The sequence below is a fragment of the Rhizobium sp. GN54 genome, from assembly GCF_021026345.1.
In the GTDB taxonomy this organism is placed as follows: Bacteria; Pseudomonadota; Alphaproteobacteria; order Rhizobiales; family Rhizobiaceae; genus Mycoplana.
In genome coordinates this window covers 904039-920669 of sequence record NZ_JAJNCZ010000001.1, presented here as the reverse complement: position 1 = coordinate 920669, position 16631 = coordinate 904039, and the positions used below count along the sequence as shown (strand labels likewise).

Genomic DNA, 16631 nt, shown 5'->3' with positions numbered 1-16631 from the left:
TAAGACGCGCTTTTCACCTTGCGCGAAATCGACTAGGTCTTGGCGCATGTCCAAGCCGTTCGCCTTCCTCTCCATCGACGCCGCCAGCCGCCGCGTCTCCCTCGATGCCCGCGACCCCGCCTTCTACCGCGATCCGAACCCGGTCTATGCGGCGCTGCACGCCCATTGCCCGACCTTCTACTGGGAAGAGCAGAAGCAGTGGTATTTCACCGGCTACGACCAGGTGAACGCGCTCCTGCGCGATCGCCGCTTCGGCCGGCAGATCCTGCATGTGGCGAGCCGCGAGGAACTGGGCATGGCCGCGCCGATGCCGCATCTGAAGCACTTCGATGCGGCCGAGGCCTGGTCGCTGCTGGAACTGGAGCCGCCGGAGCACACGCGGCTGCGCACGCTGGTCAACCGCGCCTTCGTCTCCCGTCAGATCGATCGCCTGCGACCGGAGATCACCGCGCTCGCCAACGGGCTCATCGACCGTTTCGAGACGGACGGCAAGGTCGAACTGCTCTCCGCCCTGGCCGACATCGTGCCGGTGACGATGATCGCCCGGATGATCGGCATCCCCGATGCTATGGGGCCGCAGCTCCTGAAATGGAGCCATGCCTATGTGCGCATGTACATGTTCGGCCGCACCGAGGCCGACGAGCGCGCCGCCGACAGGGCAGCCGAAGAATTCGCCGACTACGTCCGCACCGTCATCGCCGAGCGCCGCGCCGAGCCGCGCGACGACCTTCTGAGCCACATGATCCACACCGAGCACAAGGGCCAGTTGCTGACCGACGACGAGCTGATCTCGACGACGATCGTGCTGCTCAATGCCGGCCATGAGGCGACCGTGCACCAGATCGGCAACGCCGTCCGCGTCATCCTCGACAGCGGGCTGCCGCCGCAGTCGATGTTCGCCGACGAGACGGCGACCGGGCGGACGGTGGAAGAGTGTCTGCGCATCTGCGCTCCGGTGCACATCTTCCAGCGCTATGCGCTCGAGGACGTCGAAGTCGAGGGCATCCCGTTCCGGCGCGGCGACAAGGTCGCGCTCATCCTTGCGGCCGCCAATCTCGATCCACGGAAGTTCGACGATCCGCTCGCCTTCCGCCCGGACCGCGACGAGGGCGCCAACCTCTCCTTCGGCGCCGGCATCCATTTCTGCATCGGCGCGCCGCTCGCCCGGCTGGAGCTGAACATCGTGCTGCCCCTGCTCTTCCAGCGCCTGCCGGGACTGCGGCTGGCGCAGACGCCGACCGTGAAGGACGTCTATCACTTCCACGGACTGGAGCGGCTGGATCTCGAATGGTAGGCGCCCTCAGGGCGGGCCGGCAGAATTTCTCCGGATGCTCGGTGAATATGCGGCGCGCCGTCACCACGCCCCGTGCGGTCGATCCGAAATTGGACCGATCGCGAACCCCACGACGCTTCCGGTCAACCGGGCCTCACCCTAAAGCCGGATCACATAGTCCTTGCGAGTCGTTTCAACGACTTCCCAGGTTCCCTTGAAGCCCGGTCTGAGGATCAGCCGGTCGCCGGCCTGCAGGTCGAACACCTCGCCCGTCTCCGAGGTGACGATCGAACGACCCTCGAGGAGGTTGAAATACTCCCACTCGTCATATTCGATGCGCCACTTGCCGGGCGTCGCCTCCCACACCCCGCAATAGAGCCCGCCCTCCGCCTCCTCGAGGTTCCAGGTGCGAAACTGCGGGTCGCCCGCGATCAGCCGGTCGGCGGCCGGGCGGCCAACCTCGGGCTCGATGGCGGAAAGGTCGAAGGCAAGGGCGTTGGTCATGTCTTCTCCTGTCCCGAACGGCGGATCTTCATTCCACCATCCCCGTTCTTAATCTCGAAGCTGCCGGTACCGCGAACGAGATCACTCAACTTGCGATAGCCGAAGGTGCGTGGATCGAAGTCCGGCGCAAGGTTTGAGAGCTGGCTGCCGACGGCGGCCAGCGCCAACCACCCGTCTTCATTGGCCGCCTCCGACAGGACTTTGCGGATCAGGGAAATCGCGACACTGGGCGGCCGGAGGGCCGTCTTCACCGCCTGTTCGCCATTTCCGGGCGGCAGCAGGTTCTCCGTATAGATGAAGCGCCTGCAGGCCTGCCGGAAGCTCTCGGGGGTCTTCTGCTCCCCGAATCCGAAGACATCGATGCCCTGCTCGCGGATTCGGGCCGCAAGACGGGTGAAGTCACTATCGGAGGAGACGAGGCAGAAGCCGTCGAAGCGACTGTTATGCAGAAGGTCCATCGCGTCGATCACGAGCGCAATATCGGCTGCGTTCTTTCCGCTCGTGGTCAAAAACTGCTGCTGCGGTATGATGGCATGTCGCGTCAGGGTCTCCGCCCATCCCTTCATCTGCGTCCCGGAAAAATCGCCATAGATGCGGCGCACGCTCGCCTCGCCGATCTTGGCAATCTCCTCAAAAAGGCCGTCGGCGATCCTGGGCGAGGCATTCTCCGCGTCGATCAGCACGGCCAGGCGAGGTGATCTTTTCTCCATCGACCCGTCCCGCACTACGCCTTCGCCAGCGACTGCTCGATGTCGGCGATGATGTCGGCGGCGTCCTCGATACCGATCGACAGGCGGACGACATCAGGACCGGCGCCGGCGGCGGTCTGCTGCTCGGGCGAGAGCTGGCGGTGGGTGGTGGAGGCCGGGTGGATCACCAGCGAGCGGGTATCGCCGATATTGGCGAGGTGGGAGATCATCTCCAGCCCCTCGACGAAGCGTTTCCCCGCCTCGTAGCCCCCCTTCAATCCGAAGGTAAAGACGGCGCCGGCGCCGCTCGGCGAATAGCGCTTCTGCAGCGCGTGGTTCGGGTCGGCCTCGAGGCCGGAATAGTTCACCCAGGACACCTTGTCGCTGGCCTTTAGCCATTTGGCAACGGCGAGCGCGTTGTCGCAATGGCGCTGCATGCGCAGCGGCAGCGTCTCGATGCCGGTCAGGATCTGGAAGGCGTTGAAGGGCGAGATCGCCGGGCCGAGGTCGCGCAGGCCGAGCACGCGGCAGGCGATCGCGAAGGCGAAGTTGCCGAAGGTCTGGTGCAGCACAATGCCGGCATATTCGGCGCGCGGTTCGGACAGGGCCGGATATTTTCCTGATGCCGACCAGTCGAAGGTGCCGCCGTCGACGATGATGCCGCCCATGGAGTTGCCGTGGCCGCCGAGGAACTTGGTCAGCGAATGGACGACGATGTCGGCGCCGTGCTCGAACGGGCGGACGAGATAGGGCGTCGCCATGGTGTTGTCGACCACCAGCGGCAGCCCGTGCCGGTGGGCGATCTCGGCGATCGCGGCGATATCGACGAAGGTGCCGCCGGGATTGGCGAGGCTCTCGATGAAGATCGCCTTGGTGCGGTCGTCGATCTGGCTCTCGAAGCTTTCCGGCCTGTCGGTATCGGCCCAGCGCACCTGCCAGTCGAAATTCGCAAACGAATGGCCGAACTGGTTGATCGAGCCGCCATAGAGCTTGCGGGCGGAGACGAAGTTGTCGCCGGGGCGCATCAGCGTGTGGAAGACGAGAAGCTGGGCAGAGTGGCCGGAGGCGACGGCGAGCGCCGCCGTGCCGCCTTCAAGGGCTGCCACGCGCTCTTCCAGCACCGCCTGGGTCGGGTTCATGATGCGGGTGTAGATGTTGCCGAAAGCCTGCAGGCCGAACAGCGAGGCCGCATGCTCGGCATCCTCGAAGACGAAGCTCGTCGTCTGGTAGATCGGCGTGATGCGCGCGCCCGTCGTCGGATCGGGGGCAGCGCCCGCGTGGATCGCGAGCGTGGCGAAGCCCGGCTTGTTTTTCGTCATGTCATCCTCCTCCGGCACGCGCCTTCCTCGGCATCCGTGCCCCTGTGATTCCGCGTCTTTTTTCAAAGCCTTGCGTGTCCGGCCGCTCTTCTCGCGCCCGTCATCGGCATGCGCCCCGAACTATTCCAGAGCCGGCGGAGACGGTCAAAGAAAGTTTTCGCTATCCGGCGGGTTCAACCGGAAATGGCTGTGCGCATTTCCCTTTCGCGACGAAAAGTCGCGCGCCGCGAGACCGGGAAACTCGGAAACGGTCAGCCGATCAGCCGGGGATGTTCGATCGCCGGACAACGGTCCATCACGACCTTGATGCCGGCAGCCTCGGCCTTCGCGGCGGCCACGTCGTCGCGGACGGTCAGTTGCCCCCAGATCGCCTTCGGCGGCGGGTCCAGCGCCAGCACCTCGTCTACGAGGGCCGGAAGCGCATGGGCGGCGCGGAAGACGTCGACCATGTCGACGGGATCGGGAATGTCGGCAAGGCGGGCATAGACCTTCTGGCCGTGGATCTCCTTGCCTGCCTGCCCCGGATTGACGGGGATGACGCGATAGCCCTTGCGCAGGAGGAAGGCCATGACGCGGTTGCTGGGGCGCTCGGGATTGGGCGATGCGCCGACCAGCGCGATCACGCGCGTCTGCCGCAGGATTTCGGCCAGGTAGAAGTCGCTGTAGCTGTCGTGATTCATGCCGCATCCTCGTTTAAGCCGAAAGGATGGGAAGACTGCGGCTCTTGTCAATACGCGACTGACGTAAGGTCAGGCCGGATCAGGACGCGCGGTGGGTCAGGCGCGGAAATTCGGTGACGGGGCAGCGGTCCATCACCACGCGCAGGCCGGCGGCCTCGGCCTTCTCGGCCGCGGCATCGTCGCGCACGCCGTATTCGCCCCAGATCACCGCCGGCCGCGGATCCAGCGCCAGCACCTCGTCGACGACGGCCGACAGCTGCGACGGCGCGCGGAACACGTCCACCATGTCGACCGGTTCGCCGATGTCGGACAGGTGGGCGACGACGGTCTGCCCGAGGATCTGCTTGCCGGCATGGCCGGGATTGACGGGAATGACGTGGTAGCCCTTGGCGATCAGGAAATCCATCACGCCGTGGCAGGGGCGCGAGGGGTTGGGCGAGGCGCCAAGGACGGCGATCGTATGGACCTGGCGCAGGATGTTGCAGATATAGGCGCTGGCATAGTGATCGTGGTTCATCGATGCCTCCCTGCGGCAACCGCAAGGCCGGCCCCGCCTTGCGCTCCCGATCCGTATCAATCGTTCATGATACGTCATTTCGTTCGCGATGGCGAATACGGCGGCCAGGCCGGCTCCGGACGGATCCGCGGCAGGGAGATTTTCCCGGGGGCGAGGCAGGCGCCCGATTGCCAAGGGCGGAATTTCGGAAGATGTAGGGTTCGGGTCGCAATGCCCGCGTACCCGCCATCCGAACCGACCGAGGTATGTCGTGCCGATAGACGTGATTGCGCTCGTGCTTCTCGGCGCGGCCCTGCATGCCACCTGGAACGCCATGGTGAAGGCGGGTAGCGACAAGTCGCTCGATGCGGCGATGATCGCGCTCGGCGCCGGCGTGTTCGGGCTGGCGTTCCTTCCCTTCGTGCCGCTGCCCGCCCCCTCGGCCTGGCCCTTCATCGCCGTCTCGGCGCTGTTCCAGTTCGCCTATTTCCAGCTTGTCGCCGCCGCCTACCGGGCCGGCGACATCGGCCTCGTCTATCCCCTGATGCGGGGTGCCGCCCCGCTCATCGTCGCCTCCACCAGCGGCATCGTGCTCGGTGAGCATCTTTCCACCGGCGCACTCGCCGGCATCCTGATCATCTGCGCCGGCGTGCTGACGCTCGCCTTCGAGAGCCGCCACGGCAGCCGCCGCGCCTTCCTCCTGGCGCTGGCGAACGCCTGCGTCATCGCCTGCTACACCTTCATCGACGGCGCCGGCGCGCGCCTTTCCGGCAATGCCATATCCTATACGCTGTGGATGGCGCTGCTGCCGCCGGTTCTGCTGTTTTCGTGGGCCATCTGGCAGCGCGGGCTCGACGTCGTCACCAACCACGTCCGGCGCAACTGGCAGCGCGGCCTGATCGGCGGCGGCGGCTCGATCGCCTCCTACGGACTGGCGCTGTGGGCGATGACGAAGGCGCCGGTCGCAACCGTGGCAGCACTGCGCGAGACCGCGATCCTGTTCGCACTGGTGATCTCGGTCGTGTTCCTCAAGGAGAAGGCCAGTATCTGGCGCTACATCGCGGGCGCCACGATTGCCGCGGGCGTTCTGGTGCTGCGGCTGGGGTGAGATATCGGCGAGCAGATCATTGAACTCTCCGCCTCGCTCCGCTAATGTACAGAGATCCGTACAGGAGCCGAGAGATGAAAATCGTCAGCCTTTCCGATTTGCGCGCCAACATGGCCAGGCACTTCGACCAGATCGAAAGCGACCATGACGAACTGATCGTAACGCGGCAGAACCGCGAACCGATGGTGGTGATGTCGCTGGCCGACTTCGAGAGCTGGAAGGAAACGATCTATCTGCTGGCAACCCCGGCGAACCGCGATCGCCTGCTCCGATCGGTCGAGGAACTCGACGCGGGCAAGGGCACGACCAGGACGATGGACGACCTGCTGGCGGCGTCGCGCAAGTGAAGCTGACCTTCTCGTCGCAAGCCTGGGACGACTTCACCTACTGGGTCGAAGGCGACCGGAAGACGCTCGCAAAGCTTCTCGCCCTGATACGGGACTGCCAGCGCACACCCTTTTCCGGCCTCGGCAAGCCGGAACCGCTCCGGGGCGAACTGAAGGGCTTCTGGTCACGCCGCATCACGCAGGAACACCGGCTGGTCTATCGTCTCACCGGTACAGGTGAGACGCAGCAACTCGAAATCGCCGCCTGCCGCTATCACTACGAATAACTCATTCCCCCTTCCACTCCGGCATCCGCTTGTCCAGAAAAGCGCCGATGCCTTCCTTGGCGTCGTCCACCAGCATGTTGTCGATCATGATCGAAACGGCCTTGTCATAGGCTTCCGGCAGCGGCAGGCCGGCCTGGGCGCGGTAGGCGGCCTTGCCGATCCGCAGCGCCTGCGGCGACTTCGAGGCGATGACGGCGCAATACTTGTCGACCACCTGGCGCAGGTACTGCTTGGGCACGATGCGGTTGACGAGGCCGAAGTCCTTGGCGGTGGAGGCGTCGATCGTCTCGCCGGTGAGCAGCATCTCCATCGCCTGCTTGGGATGGGCGGCCCGCGTCACCGCCACCATCGGCGTGGAGCAGAAGAGGCCGATATTGACGCCCGGCGTGCAGAAGGCGGAGGTATCGGTGCAGATCGCAAGGTCCGCGGTCGCGACGATCTGGCAGCCGGCCGCCGTCGCGAGCCCGTCGATCTCGGCGAGTACGGGCTGCGGCAGTCCGGCGATCTTCAGCATCAGGTCGGCGGCCATACGCAGGGTCTTGTCGTAGAAGGCGCGGCCGCCATCGGGGTCGCTGCGGTGCGCCGTCATCTCCTTCAGGTCGTGGCCGGCGGAATAGAGGTTGCCGCCCGAGGCCAGGACCACGACGCGCACCGTCTCGTCGGCCGCGGCCTCGTCGAGGGCTGCCGACAGCGCCTCCATCAGGGCGATCGAAAGCACGTTCGCCGGCGGGTTGTTGAGCGTCAGCCGCAGGACCGCGTCGTTGCGCTCCTTCAGCACCAGGCCTCCCGCCTCCCCCTTGTGCAAATGGACCACGTCAGCCATGGCGGCATTCTCCCTGTTCGTCGTTCCTGCTCCCGTGGTAGACGTGCCGCAGGCGGCTTTCAAGGGCGGGCTCGCCCCATCACGGCCGAAACGAAAGGACGACGAGAGGATGGCGACGCACTTCACCCCGGTCATGACGGTCGAGGACCTCAACCGCTTCCTGGAGACGGACTTTCCGGAGATCCACACCGACGGCAAGCTGTTCGAGGTGACCGCCGTCGGCCCCGGCACCGTCGCGATGCGGCTCTCTCCTTCGCAAAAGCACCTGCGCCCAGGCGGCACCGTCTCCGGGCCGACGATGTTCGCGCTTGCCGACGTCACCGCCTATTGCGCGGTGCTCGCCCATATCGGGCCGGTGGCGCTGGCGGTGACCACCAATCTGAACATCAATTTCCTGCGCAAGCCGGAGCCGGGGCCGCTCGCCTGCGACTGCCGGTTGTTGAAACTCGGCAAGCGGCTGGCGGTGATCGAGGCCGCAATCTCGGCCGGAACGGAGGGCGAACTGGTGGCGCACGCGACCGCGACCTATTCGATTCCACCGAGATAATTTGTGGTATTGAGGCACCACAATACTAAGTAATTGATTTTAATATATCTTTATCGCCGCCATCAAAACAGCCTCGCTTGACGCCCGGATGCGCTTCGCCTATAAGCCGCCGCAGATCGCGGTCCCTTCGGGACGCTTTCGTTTTGGCACGGCCCTGCGCCTGCCGACCAAGCAACAAGAAACGCCCGGGCGTTCGCGCCTCGGGTCCCAAACGAAAAGAGCTTTACCATGGCAACCTTCTCACAGAAGCCCGCCGAGGTGGAAAAGAAGTGGATCCTCATCGACGCCGAAGGGCTCGTTGTCGGTCGCCTCGCCACCATCATCGCAAACCACCTGCGCGGCAAGCATAAGGCCACCTACACCCCCCATGTCGACGACGGCGACAACGTCATCGTCATCAACGCGGAGAAGGTCGTCCTGACCGGCAAGAAGTACTCCGACAAGACGTACTACTGGCACACCGGCTATCCCGGCGGCATCAAGGAGCGCACCGCGCGCCAGATCATCGAAGGCCGCTTCCCGGAGCGCGTTCTCGAGAAGGCCGTCGAACGCATGATCCCGCGTGGCCCCCTCGGCCGTCGCCAGATGAAGAACCTGCGCGTCTATGCCGGTTCGAACCATCCGCACGAAGCACAGCAGCCGGCCGTCCTCGACGTCGCCAAGCTGAACAGCAAGAACGTAAGGAGCGCCTGAGTATGGCTGACCTCTCTTCCCTGAAGGACCTCGGCACGGCTGCGGCCGAAACGGCTTCCTCCGCCCCGGTTCACGTCAAGAAGGTTGACGCCCAGGGCCGCTCCTATGCCACCGGCAAGCGCAAGGACGCCGTCGCACGCGTCTGGGTCAAGCCCGGCTCCGGCAAGATCACCGTCAACGGCAAGTCCTTCGAGGCCTACTTCGCCCGTCCGGTCCTGCAGATGATCCTGCAGCAGCCGATCGTCGCAGCCGCCCGCGAAGGCCAGTTCGACATCGACGCCACCGTTGCTGGCGGCGGCCTCTCCGGCCAGGCCGGTGCGGTCCGTCACGGCCTGTCCAAGGCGCTCACCTACTTCGAGCCGGGCCTGCGCCCGGTCCTGAAGAAGGGCGGCTTCCTGACCCGCGACTCGCGCGTCGTCGAACGCAAGAAGTACGGCAAGGCCAAGGCCCGCCGTTCGTTCCAGTTCTCCAAGCGCTGATCGCTCTACGAACTTCGCATCTATCGGAAAAGCCGGGCTCGTCCCGGCCTTTCTCGTTATGGGGTTTGTTTTTGGAGGCTTCGCGTCGCGATACGCGCGCAGTGTCGTCATCCTCGGGCTCGTCCCGAGGATCCGACCACGCCGCCATCCTGCGCCAACATTCCCATCAACTGATTGATATCTTTAACGCACCAGATCCTCGGGACAAGCCCGAGGATGACGTCGAGCATGGGGGCACCTCGGCGGCCAGCCGCCAGCGACAACCGTGCCCACAATTTTCCCCTGCGCGAGCGGAGACCGCCCGCTCGCATCCCCCCTGCCGTCATGCCGGACTTTACATCGGGGCCGGCATCCAGCAGCGCCGCGTCCGCGGCGCGAGGGAATCCTCATACGAGCCGACATCGGCACACGTCGTGCCCTCGCCCACCATGCACCCAAAAACCGCCTCAGATCGGCAATTCCGTCGAGGCCTTCATCTCGCGCAATACGAAAGATGAAACGACGTTGCGGACATGCGGGTTGCGCAAGAGGTGACGGGTCATGAAGGCCTCGTAGCTTTCCACGTCTGCGGCGCGGATCTTCAGCATGTAGTCGAAGGCGCCGGAGAGCGCGTAGCACTCCATGATCTCGGGATGGGTCCTGACGACGGCGGAGAAGGATTCGATCGCCTCCTCGTGGTGGTCGTCGAGCGTCACATGGGCGATGACGCAGAGCTTGAGGTCGAGCCGGCGCGCGTCGAGCAGCGCCACCCGCCTGCGGATCACGCCCGCCGCCTCCAGGTCCTGCACCTTGCGCCAGGCGGTGCTCTGCGACATGCCCGCGCGCTCGGCGAGGTCGGCGAGCGCCAGGCTGCAATCCTGCTGCAGCAGACGGAGAAGCCGCAGGCCGGACTGATCAATTTCTTTCATGAATATCGCCCTCCCCGCGATTTTCATTCAGCATCGCAGTATCCGGCCGCCAGATTGAAAAGTCTATCCGCCGACTTCGCCTACAATTTTCCGAAGAGGATGCGGACCTGGTCCGCAGCGATGGGAGGCGAGGATGCCGAAGGAAAGCACATACACAGCGAAACTGCCCGACGATAACGGCACCTACCCCTACACCGCGGAGGAGGATGCGATTTGGAGCGAGCTCTACGCCCGCCAGATCGCGCTTCTTGCCGACAAGGCCTGCGACGAATATCTCGCCGGCGTGAAGACCCTCGGCCTCGACGCGCCGCGCGTGCCGCAGTTGCGCGACGTCGATCAGCGGCTGAAGCGGGCGACCGGTTTCGGCGTCGAGGGCGTGCCGGCGCTGATCGCGCCGTCGAAATTCTTCCAGCTCCTGTCGGAGGGCAAGTTTCCGCTCGCCACTTTCATCCGCCGGCGCGAACATATCGACTATATCGAGGAGCCGGATATCTTCCACGAGGTCTTCGGCCATTGCCCGCTGCTGACCAACGCCGCCTATGCGCGTTTCGTCCGCCGCTTCGGCGAAAACGCCGTCGCCCTCGGCAAGGATTACTCCTGGCACCTGTTCCGCATCTTCTGGTTCACCGTCGAGTTCGGGCTGATCAACACGGAGAAGGGTCGCCGCTGCTACGGCGCCGGCATCGTCTCCTCCCCGAACGAGACGCGGGCGGCGATGGTGGAGAAAGCCTGCGAATTCCGCCCGTTCGACCTGATGACGGTGCTGCGCACGCCCTACCGGATCGACATCGTCCAGCCGATCTATTACGTGATCGACAGCTTCGCCGACCTCGACGCCATCAACGACCAGGACATCGGCGCGGCCATCCGCGAGGCCAGGGTGCTCGGCGATTTCCCGCCCGCCTTCGCCGCCAAGGCGTCGTGAACGGGTGAAACGCGCGGTGGAAATTGCCACCGCGCCCCCTTGTCTTCCCGGCGCCGATTGGCCAACGTCCTGCGATCCAAGGAGGACGGCGGATGGCAAACAGGACGATCGATCACGCGATCACGGCGAAATCGCTGAAGGCTGCGGCCTCGGACCCGACCCATGCGGGCATCCTCTCCTTCATGCGCCGGCGCTACACCAAGAACCTGAAGGACGTCGACGCAGTCGTCTGGGGCATTCCCTTTGACGCCGCCACCTCCAACCGTCCGGGCGCGCGCTTCGGGCCGCAGGCGATCCGCCGGGCGTCGGCGATCATGGACAACGATCCGCAATATCCCTTCGAGCAGGACCTGTTCGAAAACATGGCGGTGATCGACTACGGCGACTGCCTGCTGGACTACGGGAACCACCAGAAGACGCCGGCTACGATCGAGCGCGAGGCCGCGAAGATCCTCAAATCCGGCGCTTTCCTGCTCACGCTCGGCGGCGACCATTTCGTCACCTGGCCGGTGCTGAAGGCGCATGCGGCAATCCACGGGCCGTTGTCGCTCGTGCAGTTCGACGCCCACCAGGACACCTGGCCGGACGAGAAGGGCCGCATCGACCACGGCTCCTTCGTGGCGCGCGCGGTCAGGGACGGCGTCATCGACCCGGATACCTCGATCCAGGTCGGCATCCGCACCCATGCGCCGGAGGATTGCGGCATCCGCATCCTCTATGGTTACGAGGTGGAGGACATGCCCGCGTCCGCGATTGCCGATACGATCGTCCGCCATGTCGGCGACCGGCCGTGCTACCTGACCTTTGACATCGACTGCCTCGACCCGGCCTATGCGCCCGGCACCGGCACGCCGGTGTCCGGGGGACCGTCGAGCGCCAAGATCCTCTCGGTCCTGCGCCATCTCGGCGCGCTGCACATCAAGGGCGCAGACGTCGTCGAGGTGGCGCCCGCCTACGACCACGCCGACATCACCGCCATCGCCGCCTCGACCATCGCCATGTACATGCTGGGCCTGCGCGCCGGCTGGCTGGCGGAACGACGCTAGCCTGCCGCGCAGCCCCTGTCCTTCTCCCCGCCTGCGGGGAGAAGGTGCCCGAAGGGCGGATGAGGGGCAGTTGCCTGAGTGTGCCCGTAGCCGTCTGAAGCTTTGCCCCTCACCCTAACCCTCTCCCCGCAGGCGGGGAGAGGGAACGTGCCTCAAGCCGGCCTTGCCCCCGGTTCGAACCTGTGCCGGCCTTGTCCCCGGCCTGAACGGCCTTGATTATCCGGCGATACGGCCACGGCACCCGTCCTTCTCCCCGCCTGCGGGGAGAAGTTGCCCGAAGGGCGGATGAGGGGCAGTTGCCTGAGTGTGCCCGTAGCCGGCCGGAGCTTTGCCCCTCACCCTGACCCTCTCCCCTTTGCCCCTCACCCTACCCCTCTCCCCGCAGGCGGGGAAAGGGAACGTGCCCAGCCTCCAACCCTCTGCTCCGGCCCGCCCCACGCTTTGCATTGAAAGCGTCATGCCGAGGCGCTATAGGCAGCCACAGACCGTCCGGCCCTGCGCGACGCAGCGCGCCGGCCGCGACCGGCGTCCGGCAGAGCGAAAGGCAGTCCCATGAAACCGAAGATCTTCATCGATGGCGAACACGGCACGACGGGCCTGCAGATCCGGACGCGCATGGCCGGGCGCGCCGATGTCGAGCTCCTGTCGATTCCCGAGGCCGAGCGGCGCAACAACACGATGCGCGAGGATCTGCTGAACGCCGCCGACATCGCCATTCTCTGCCTGCCCGACGATGCGGCGAAGGAAGCGGTCGCCATGGTCGCCGGCAACAATTCCGTGCGCATCATCGACACCTCGACCGCCCATCGGATCGATCCGAATTGGGCCTACGGCTTTGCCGAGATGGACGGGGCGCAGGCGAAGAAGATCGCCTCGGCCCGCCACGTCGCCAATCCCGGCTGCTATCCGACTGGTGCAATCGGCCTGATCCGCCCCTTGCGCGCCGCCGGCCTCCTGCCGGAGGACTATCCGGTCACTGTCAACGCCGTCTCCGGCTATACCGGCGGCGGCAAGCAGTTGATTGCGCAGATGGAGGATGCCGGCCATGCCGATCCTATCGACGCTCCGCACTTCCTCTACGGCCTGCCGCTGAAGCACAAGCACGTGCCGGAGATGCAGGTGCACGGGCTTCTCTCCCGCGCACCGCTGTTCTCGCCCTCGGTCGGCAAGTTCGCGCAGGGCATGATCGTGCAGGTGCCGCTCTACCTGGCCGACCTCAACGACAACGCCTCGCTGGGCTCGATCCACGCCGCCCTTGCAGACCACTATGCCGGCCAGGACATCGTCGAGGTGGTCGACCTGAAGGACAGCGCAGCGCTGCCCCGCGTCAACGCGGTGGAACTCGCCGACACCGACCGGATGAAGCTCTTCGTCTTCGGCACCGCCGGCGCCCCCCACGTCAACCTCGTCGCCCTGCTCGACAATCTCGGCAAGGGCGCCTCGGGAGCCGCGGTGCAGAATATGGATCTGATGTTGAGGCAATAGCCAATAGGCAATAGGCAGTACAGAAGGGCGCGTTCCCGGAATCGGGACGCGCCCTTTCATTGTCCGGGCCAGGCTTTCGTCGCGAGGCCAGTCCCCTATTGCCTATTGCCTATTGCCTATTGGCTATTGCCTACTGCCTCCCCTACTCCCTCACCTCGATCGCCACCGGCTTCGGATACTCCCCGACGAAGCCGCGCCAGTGGGCGATGGCGAAGCCGAGGACGACGAGGGCGCCGCCCTGGTGCGCCAGCGCCCAGCCGAGCGGCACCTGCCAGATCAGCGTCAGGATGCCGATCAGCGCCTGCAGACAGACGAGGATGAAGAGCAGCACGGTGCGGCGGGCGTGGGTGGTCCCGGGTGCTGCGCGCAGCGAGGCGATCATGTGCACCAGTGCCATGGCAAAGAGCAGATAGGCACCGCAGCGGTGCAGGAACTGCACCGTCTTGGGGTTCTCGAACAGGTTGATCCACCAGGGCTGCTGGACGAAGAGACCGCCCGGCACGACGGCGCCGTCCATCAGGGGCCAGGTGTTGTAGGTCAGCCCTGCGTCGAGGCCGGCGACCAGTGCGCCGAGATAGATCTGGAAGATCGCCATGCAGGCGATCGCCGCCGCCCATCTCCTGGAATTGCCGGCCGGGGCCGGATCGTCGCTGTGCGGCGACAGCCCGCGCATGATCCAGACGCAGGCGGCGAAGATCAGACAGGCGATGACGAGATGGGTGGCAAGCCGGTACTGGCTGACCGAGACGAGCTTCGTCAGGCCCGACGACACCATCCACCAGCCGATGAAGCCCTGGAAGCCGCCCAGCGCCAGCAGGCCGACCAGCGGCCAGCGCAGCCGGCGTTCGATCCGGCCCGTGACCCAGAAGAAGACGAGCGGCAGGGCGAAGACGATGCCGATCGAACGGGCGAGCAGCCGATGCGCCCACTCCCACCAGAAGATCGACTTGAAGCTCTCCACCGTCATGTCGCTGTTGAGCTCCGAATATTGCGGGATGCGCTTGTAGAGGTCGAACTCCTCCTGCCACTCCGCCTCGGTCAGCGGCGGGATGACGCCGTGGATCGGCTTCCATTCCGTGATCGACAGGCCGGATCCGGTCAGCCGCGTCGCCCCGCCCACGAGGACGAGCGCAAACAGCGTCAGGAGGACGATACCAAGCCACAGGCGCACGGCCCGGCGGTTGCGGTCGACGCGGTCGATGTCGCTCAAGAGCTGTCGTTCGGTCGCGGAGGTGATGGTCATGGCTGCTCCTGTCTTGTCGCCGTTGATTTGCAACACGATGCCATGCAAAACAAGTCCGATATGCCTTTGCGGCATCCGGTCGCGGGGTCCCGCCGATGCGGATGCCGTGCAACCATACGGGACCCTTCATGCCCCCTCGCCTGCGCAAACTGATCGGGACGATCCTGATCATCATCCTCGTGATCGTCTACGCGCTGGTCGCCACGACCATCGCCTCGCTGACGCTTGGGGCCTCGCCCTGGTGGGTGCACATGCTCTACTTCCTCTTCTCCGGGCTCCTGTGGATCCTGCCGGCGATGCTGATCATCAAGTGGATGGAAAAGCCGGCCAAGCCGCGAAAGTAGACGTCATGCGGCTCGTTTCGACTGTCCCGTTAGCCGACCGGTAACCGTAGTTGCGGATTTCGCCGGCGCCCGCGGCGCATGGGCACGGGAAATAAACCGGTTGGCGGCCATGGCGATGTAAGGTCCGCCGATCCCGGTGTGGCCCCGGCAGGAGCACGATGGCATCGAAAGCGCGGGCAATGCAGCTTGATTTCCAGATCATGCCTGCGGACGGAGACGTCCTGGGCAAACTGGCGCGGTATGTTCCCGGTGGCGAGCGTCGCTCTGCCGCGGTCCCTTTCGCCATCCAGTTGCACGACCGGATGGAGGCGCTGGAGGCGACCTGGCGGACGCTCGAGGCCGGCAACGCCCTGTCGCTGCACCAGGGCTACGACTGGTGCCATGCCTGGGCCTCCACCCACGACAGCCGGCTCCTGATCGTCGAAGGGGTGCATGCCGGGCGGACGGAAATGATCCTGCCGCTGGAGATCGTGCGGCACGGGCCGGTCCGGATCGCCCGCTTCCTCGGCTCGCGCTTCAGCAACATCAATACCGGCCTCTACACCGAAGCCTTCAGCACGCTGGCCCCGCCGGCGGTATTGCGCCAGGCGCTCGACCAGGCGCGCGGCCAGTTCGCCCGCTATTTCGATCTCATCATGCTGGAAAACATGCCACTCGACTGGCGCGGACAGGAGCATCCCTTCTCGCACCTGCCTGCGGTCCTGAACCAGAACGCGGCCTTCCAGCTCACGCTTCACGCCGATTTCGACCGCACGCTCGCGCAGGTAAACGCCAAGCGCCGGCGCAAGAAGTTCCGCCAGTGCGAACGGCGGCTGGAGGCGTTCGGCGGCCATGAGCACGTGATTGCCGAAGGCCGCGCCGAGGCCTGCCGCATGCTCGGCCTGTTCTTCCAGCAGAAGGCGGCGCGCTTCGAGGCGCTTGGCCTGCCGAACGTCTTCCGGGACGCGCAGACGCAGGCCTTCTTCCGCACCCTTGCGGCCATTCCCGCCGGGCCCGACAGCTATCCGCTGCAACTGCATGCGCTCCGGATCCGCAGCGGCAGCGAGGCCGGCCGGGTCATCGCGATTGCGGGCCTGTCGCGCAAGGGCGACCATGTCATCTGCCAGTTCGGCTCCATCGACGACGGCTTTGCGCCCGAGACGAGCCCCGGCGAAACCCTGTTCCACCTGATCATCGAGAAGCTCTGCGGCGAAGGCGTCGCCCTGTTCGATTTCGGCATCGGCGACCAGGCCTACAAGCGCTCCTGGTGCAACATCGAGACGGCGCAATACGACCTGCTCTGGCCGACGACGCTTTCGGGAAGCGCCGTCGCAGCGCTGCACCGGGCGCGGGCGGCCGCCAAGCGCTCGATCAAGCAGAACCCGAGGCTCTACGGCTTCGTGCAGCGATTGCGCTCGGGCAAGACCGAATTCGTCCGGCCCGCCGCGACCAACGACGAATAGCCTCGGCGGGGCCG

Annotated in this window: 20 protein-coding genes; 12 read left to right on the top strand and 8 right to left on the bottom strand. The window is 65.5% G+C overall.

Going from position 1 to position 16631, the window contains the following annotated elements; translation table 11 throughout:
- Nucleotides 1-46: 46 nt before the first annotated feature.
- Complete coding sequence (locus LQK81_RS04415) at nt 47-1294, top strand: cytochrome P450 (protein WP_230803743.1); 1248 nt, start codon at nt 47-49, stop codon at nt 1292-1294.
- Nucleotides 1295-1432: 138 nt separating this feature from the next.
- Here the strand turns inward: LQK81_RS04415 and LQK81_RS04410 are convergent, their stop codons facing one another.
- The 5 genes from LQK81_RS04410 to LQK81_RS04390 form a co-directional block, all read right to left on the bottom strand.
- Entirely contained in the window at nt 1433-1777 is a 345-nt protein-coding gene (locus LQK81_RS04410; RefSeq protein WP_230803740.1) for a cupin domain-containing protein, read from the bottom strand.
- Entirely contained in the window at nt 1774-2487 is a 714-nt protein-coding gene (locus LQK81_RS04405) for an NYN domain-containing protein (protein ID WP_230803737.1), read from the bottom strand. The genes LQK81_RS04410 and LQK81_RS04405 overlap by 4 nt, the downstream gene beginning before the upstream one ends.
- Before the next feature lie 14 nt (nt 2488-2501).
- A complete protein-coding gene (locus LQK81_RS04400) occupies nt 2502-3785 on the bottom strand; it encodes an O-acetylhomoserine aminocarboxypropyltransferase (RefSeq protein ID WP_230803734.1) in 1284 nt (427 codons plus the stop codon).
- A gap of 251 nt (nt 3786-4036) precedes the next feature.
- Nucleotides 4037-4465 carry a CoA-binding protein gene (locus LQK81_RS04395; RefSeq protein ID WP_230803730.1) on the bottom strand — a complete coding sequence of 143 codons (429 nt, stop codon included), beginning with the start codon at nt 4463-4465 and terminating at the stop codon, nt 4037-4039.
- Nucleotides 4466-4544: 79 nt separating this feature from the next.
- The gene (locus LQK81_RS04390) at nt 4545-4982 is read right to left on the bottom strand and encodes a CoA-binding protein (RefSeq protein WP_230803728.1); all 438 of its coding nucleotides are present in this window, start codon (nt 4980-4982) and stop codon (nt 4545-4547) included.
- 250 nt (nt 4983-5232) lie between these two features.
- On the opposite strand from LQK81_RS04390, the gene LQK81_RS04385 reads away from it, so the two are divergent.
- The 3 genes from LQK81_RS04385 to LQK81_RS04375 all read left to right on the top strand — a co-directional run bounded on the left by LQK81_RS04385 (nt 5233) and on the right by LQK81_RS04375 (nt 6682).
- Nucleotides 5233-6069, top strand: a complete 837-nt coding sequence (locus LQK81_RS04385; protein WP_230803725.1) for an EamA family transporter — start codon at nt 5233-5235, stop codon at nt 6067-6069.
- A 74-nt stretch (nt 6070-6143) separates the two neighbouring features.
- The gene (locus LQK81_RS04380) at nt 6144-6416 is read left to right on the top strand and encodes a type II toxin-antitoxin system Phd/YefM family antitoxin (protein WP_230803722.1); all 273 of its coding nucleotides are present in this window, start codon (nt 6144-6146) and stop codon (nt 6414-6416) included.
- On the top strand, nt 6413-6682 hold the full coding sequence (locus LQK81_RS04375) for a Txe/YoeB family addiction module toxin (RefSeq protein ID WP_230803721.1): 270 nt from the start codon (nt 6413-6415) through the stop codon (nt 6680-6682). Before LQK81_RS04380 ends, LQK81_RS04375 begins: the two co-directional genes overlap by 4 nt.
- Before the next feature lies 1 nt (nt 6683).
- Here the strand turns inward: LQK81_RS04375 and LQK81_RS04370 are convergent, their stop codons facing one another.
- Nucleotides 6684-7505, bottom strand: a complete 822-nt coding sequence (locus LQK81_RS04370; protein ID WP_230803720.1) for an enoyl-CoA hydratase — start codon at nt 7503-7505, stop codon at nt 6684-6686.
- Nucleotides 7506-7614: 109 nt separating this feature from the next.
- Between LQK81_RS04370 and LQK81_RS04365 the strand changes: the two genes are divergently transcribed.
- The 3 genes from LQK81_RS04365 (at nt 7615) to rpsI (ending at nt 9224) form a co-directional block, all read left to right on the top strand.
- A complete protein-coding gene (locus tag LQK81_RS04365; protein WP_230804434.1) occupies nt 7615-8052 on the top strand; it encodes a PaaI family thioesterase in 438 nt (145 codons plus the stop codon).
- 228 nt (nt 8053-8280) lie between these two features.
- Entirely contained in the window at nt 8281-8745 is a 465-nt protein-coding gene (gene rplM, locus LQK81_RS04360) for a 50S ribosomal protein L13 (RefSeq protein WP_230803719.1), read from the top strand.
- 2 nt (nt 8746-8747) lie between these two features.
- The gene (rpsI, locus tag LQK81_RS04355) at nt 8748-9224 is read left to right on the top strand and encodes a 30S ribosomal protein S9 (RefSeq protein ID WP_230803718.1); all 477 of its coding nucleotides are present in this window, start codon (nt 8748-8750) and stop codon (nt 9222-9224) included.
- Nucleotides 9225-9670: 446 nt separating this feature from the next.
- On the opposite strand, the gene LQK81_RS04350 is transcribed toward rpsI, so the two are convergent.
- Nucleotides 9671-10132, bottom strand: a complete 462-nt coding sequence (locus LQK81_RS04350) for an Lrp/AsnC family transcriptional regulator (RefSeq protein ID WP_230803717.1) — start codon at nt 10130-10132, stop codon at nt 9671-9673.
- 133 nt (nt 10133-10265) lie between these two features.
- Between LQK81_RS04350 and LQK81_RS04345 the strand changes: the two genes are divergently transcribed.
- The 3 genes from LQK81_RS04345 to argC all read left to right on the top strand — a co-directional run bounded on the left by LQK81_RS04345 (nt 10266) and on the right by argC (nt 13588).
- On the top strand, nt 10266-11057 hold the full coding sequence (locus tag LQK81_RS04345; RefSeq protein ID WP_230803716.1) for a phenylalanine 4-monooxygenase: 792 nt from the start codon (nt 10266-10268) through the stop codon (nt 11055-11057).
- Between the two features lie 92 nt (nt 11058-11149).
- Nucleotides 11150-12103 carry an agmatinase gene (gene speB, locus LQK81_RS04340; RefSeq protein ID WP_230803715.1) on the top strand — a complete coding sequence of 318 codons (954 nt, stop codon included), beginning with the start codon at nt 11150-11152 and terminating at the stop codon, nt 12101-12103.
- Between the two features lie 552 nt (nt 12104-12655).
- On the top strand, nt 12656-13588 hold the full coding sequence (gene argC / locus LQK81_RS04335; RefSeq protein ID WP_230803714.1) for an N-acetyl-gamma-glutamyl-phosphate reductase: 933 nt from the start codon (nt 12656-12658) through the stop codon (nt 13586-13588).
- A gap of 142 nt (nt 13589-13730) precedes the next feature.
- Here the strand turns inward: argC and LQK81_RS04330 are convergent, their stop codons facing one another.
- Complete coding sequence (locus LQK81_RS04330; protein WP_230803713.1) at nt 13731-14831, bottom strand: COX15/CtaA family protein; 1101 nt, start codon at nt 14829-14831, stop codon at nt 13731-13733.
- 128 nt (nt 14832-14959) lie between these two features.
- On the opposite strand from LQK81_RS04330, the gene LQK81_RS04325 reads away from it, so the two are divergent.
- Together LQK81_RS04325 and LQK81_RS04320 are read left to right on the top strand one after the other, a co-directional pair.
- Nucleotides 14960-15175 (top strand): DUF2842 domain-containing protein, encoded by a 216-nt coding sequence (locus LQK81_RS04325; protein ID WP_230803711.1) that lies wholly within the window; start codon nt 14960-14962, stop codon nt 15173-15175.
- 158 nt (nt 15176-15333) lie between these two features.
- A complete protein-coding gene (locus tag LQK81_RS04320; RefSeq protein WP_230803708.1) occupies nt 15334-16617 on the top strand; it encodes a GNAT family N-acetyltransferase in 1284 nt (427 codons plus the stop codon).
- The last annotated feature ends 14 nt before the right edge of the window (nt 16618-16631 follow it).

Coding starts and splice junctions, on each gene's coding strand:
- LQK81_RS04380 (WP_230803722.1), top strand. CDS start 6,144: ATGAAAATCGTCAGCCTTTCCGATTTGCGCGCCAACATGGCCAGGCAC.
- rpsI (WP_230803718.1), top strand. CDS start 8,748: ATGGCTGACCTCTCTTCCCTGAAGGACCTCGGCACGGCTGCGGCCGAA.
- LQK81_RS04400 (WP_230803734.1), bottom strand. CDS start 3,785: ATGACGAAAAACAAGCCGGGCTTCGCCACGCTCGCGATCCACGCGGGC.
- speB (WP_230803715.1), top strand. CDS start 11,150: ATGGCAAACAGGACGATCGATCACGCGATCACGGCGAAATCGCTGAAG.
- LQK81_RS04365 (WP_230804434.1), top strand. CDS start 7,615: ATGGCGACGCACTTCACCCCGGTCATGACGGTCGAGGACCTCAACCGC.
- LQK81_RS04345 (WP_230803716.1), top strand. CDS start 10,266: ATGCCGAAGGAAAGCACATACACAGCGAAACTGCCCGACGATAACGGC.
- LQK81_RS04320 (WP_230803708.1), top strand. CDS start 15,334: ATGGCATCGAAAGCGCGGGCAATGCAGCTTGATTTCCAGATCATGCCT.
- rplM (WP_230803719.1), top strand. CDS start 8,281: ATGGCAACCTTCTCACAGAAGCCCGCCGAGGTGGAAAAGAAGTGGATC.
- LQK81_RS04370 (WP_230803720.1), bottom strand. CDS start 7,505: ATGGCTGACGTGGTCCATTTGCACAAGGGGGAGGCGGGAGGCCTGGTG.
- argC (WP_230803714.1), top strand. CDS start 12,656: ATGAAACCGAAGATCTTCATCGATGGCGAACACGGCACGACGGGCCTG.
- LQK81_RS04410 (WP_230803740.1), bottom strand. CDS start 1,777: ATGACCAACGCCCTTGCCTTCGACCTTTCCGCCATCGAGCCCGAGGTT.
- LQK81_RS04415 (WP_230803743.1), top strand. CDS start 47: ATGTCCAAGCCGTTCGCCTTCCTCTCCATCGACGCCGCCAGCCGCCGC.
- LQK81_RS04330 (WP_230803713.1), bottom strand. CDS start 14,831: ATGACCATCACCTCCGCGACCGAACGACAGCTCTTGAGCGACATCGAC.
- LQK81_RS04325 (WP_230803711.1), top strand. CDS start 14,960: ATGCCCCCTCGCCTGCGCAAACTGATCGGGACGATCCTGATCATCATC.
- LQK81_RS04405 (WP_230803737.1), bottom strand. CDS start 2,487: ATGGAGAAAAGATCACCTCGCCTGGCCGTGCTGATCGACGCGGAGAAT.
- LQK81_RS04390 (WP_230803728.1), bottom strand. CDS start 4,982: ATGAACCACGATCACTATGCCAGCGCCTATATCTGCAACATCCTGCGC.
- LQK81_RS04350 (WP_230803717.1), bottom strand. CDS start 10,132: ATGAAAGAAATTGATCAGTCCGGCCTGCGGCTTCTCCGTCTGCTGCAG.
- LQK81_RS04395 (WP_230803730.1), bottom strand. CDS start 4,465: ATGAATCACGACAGCTACAGCGACTTCTACCTGGCCGAAATCCTGCGG.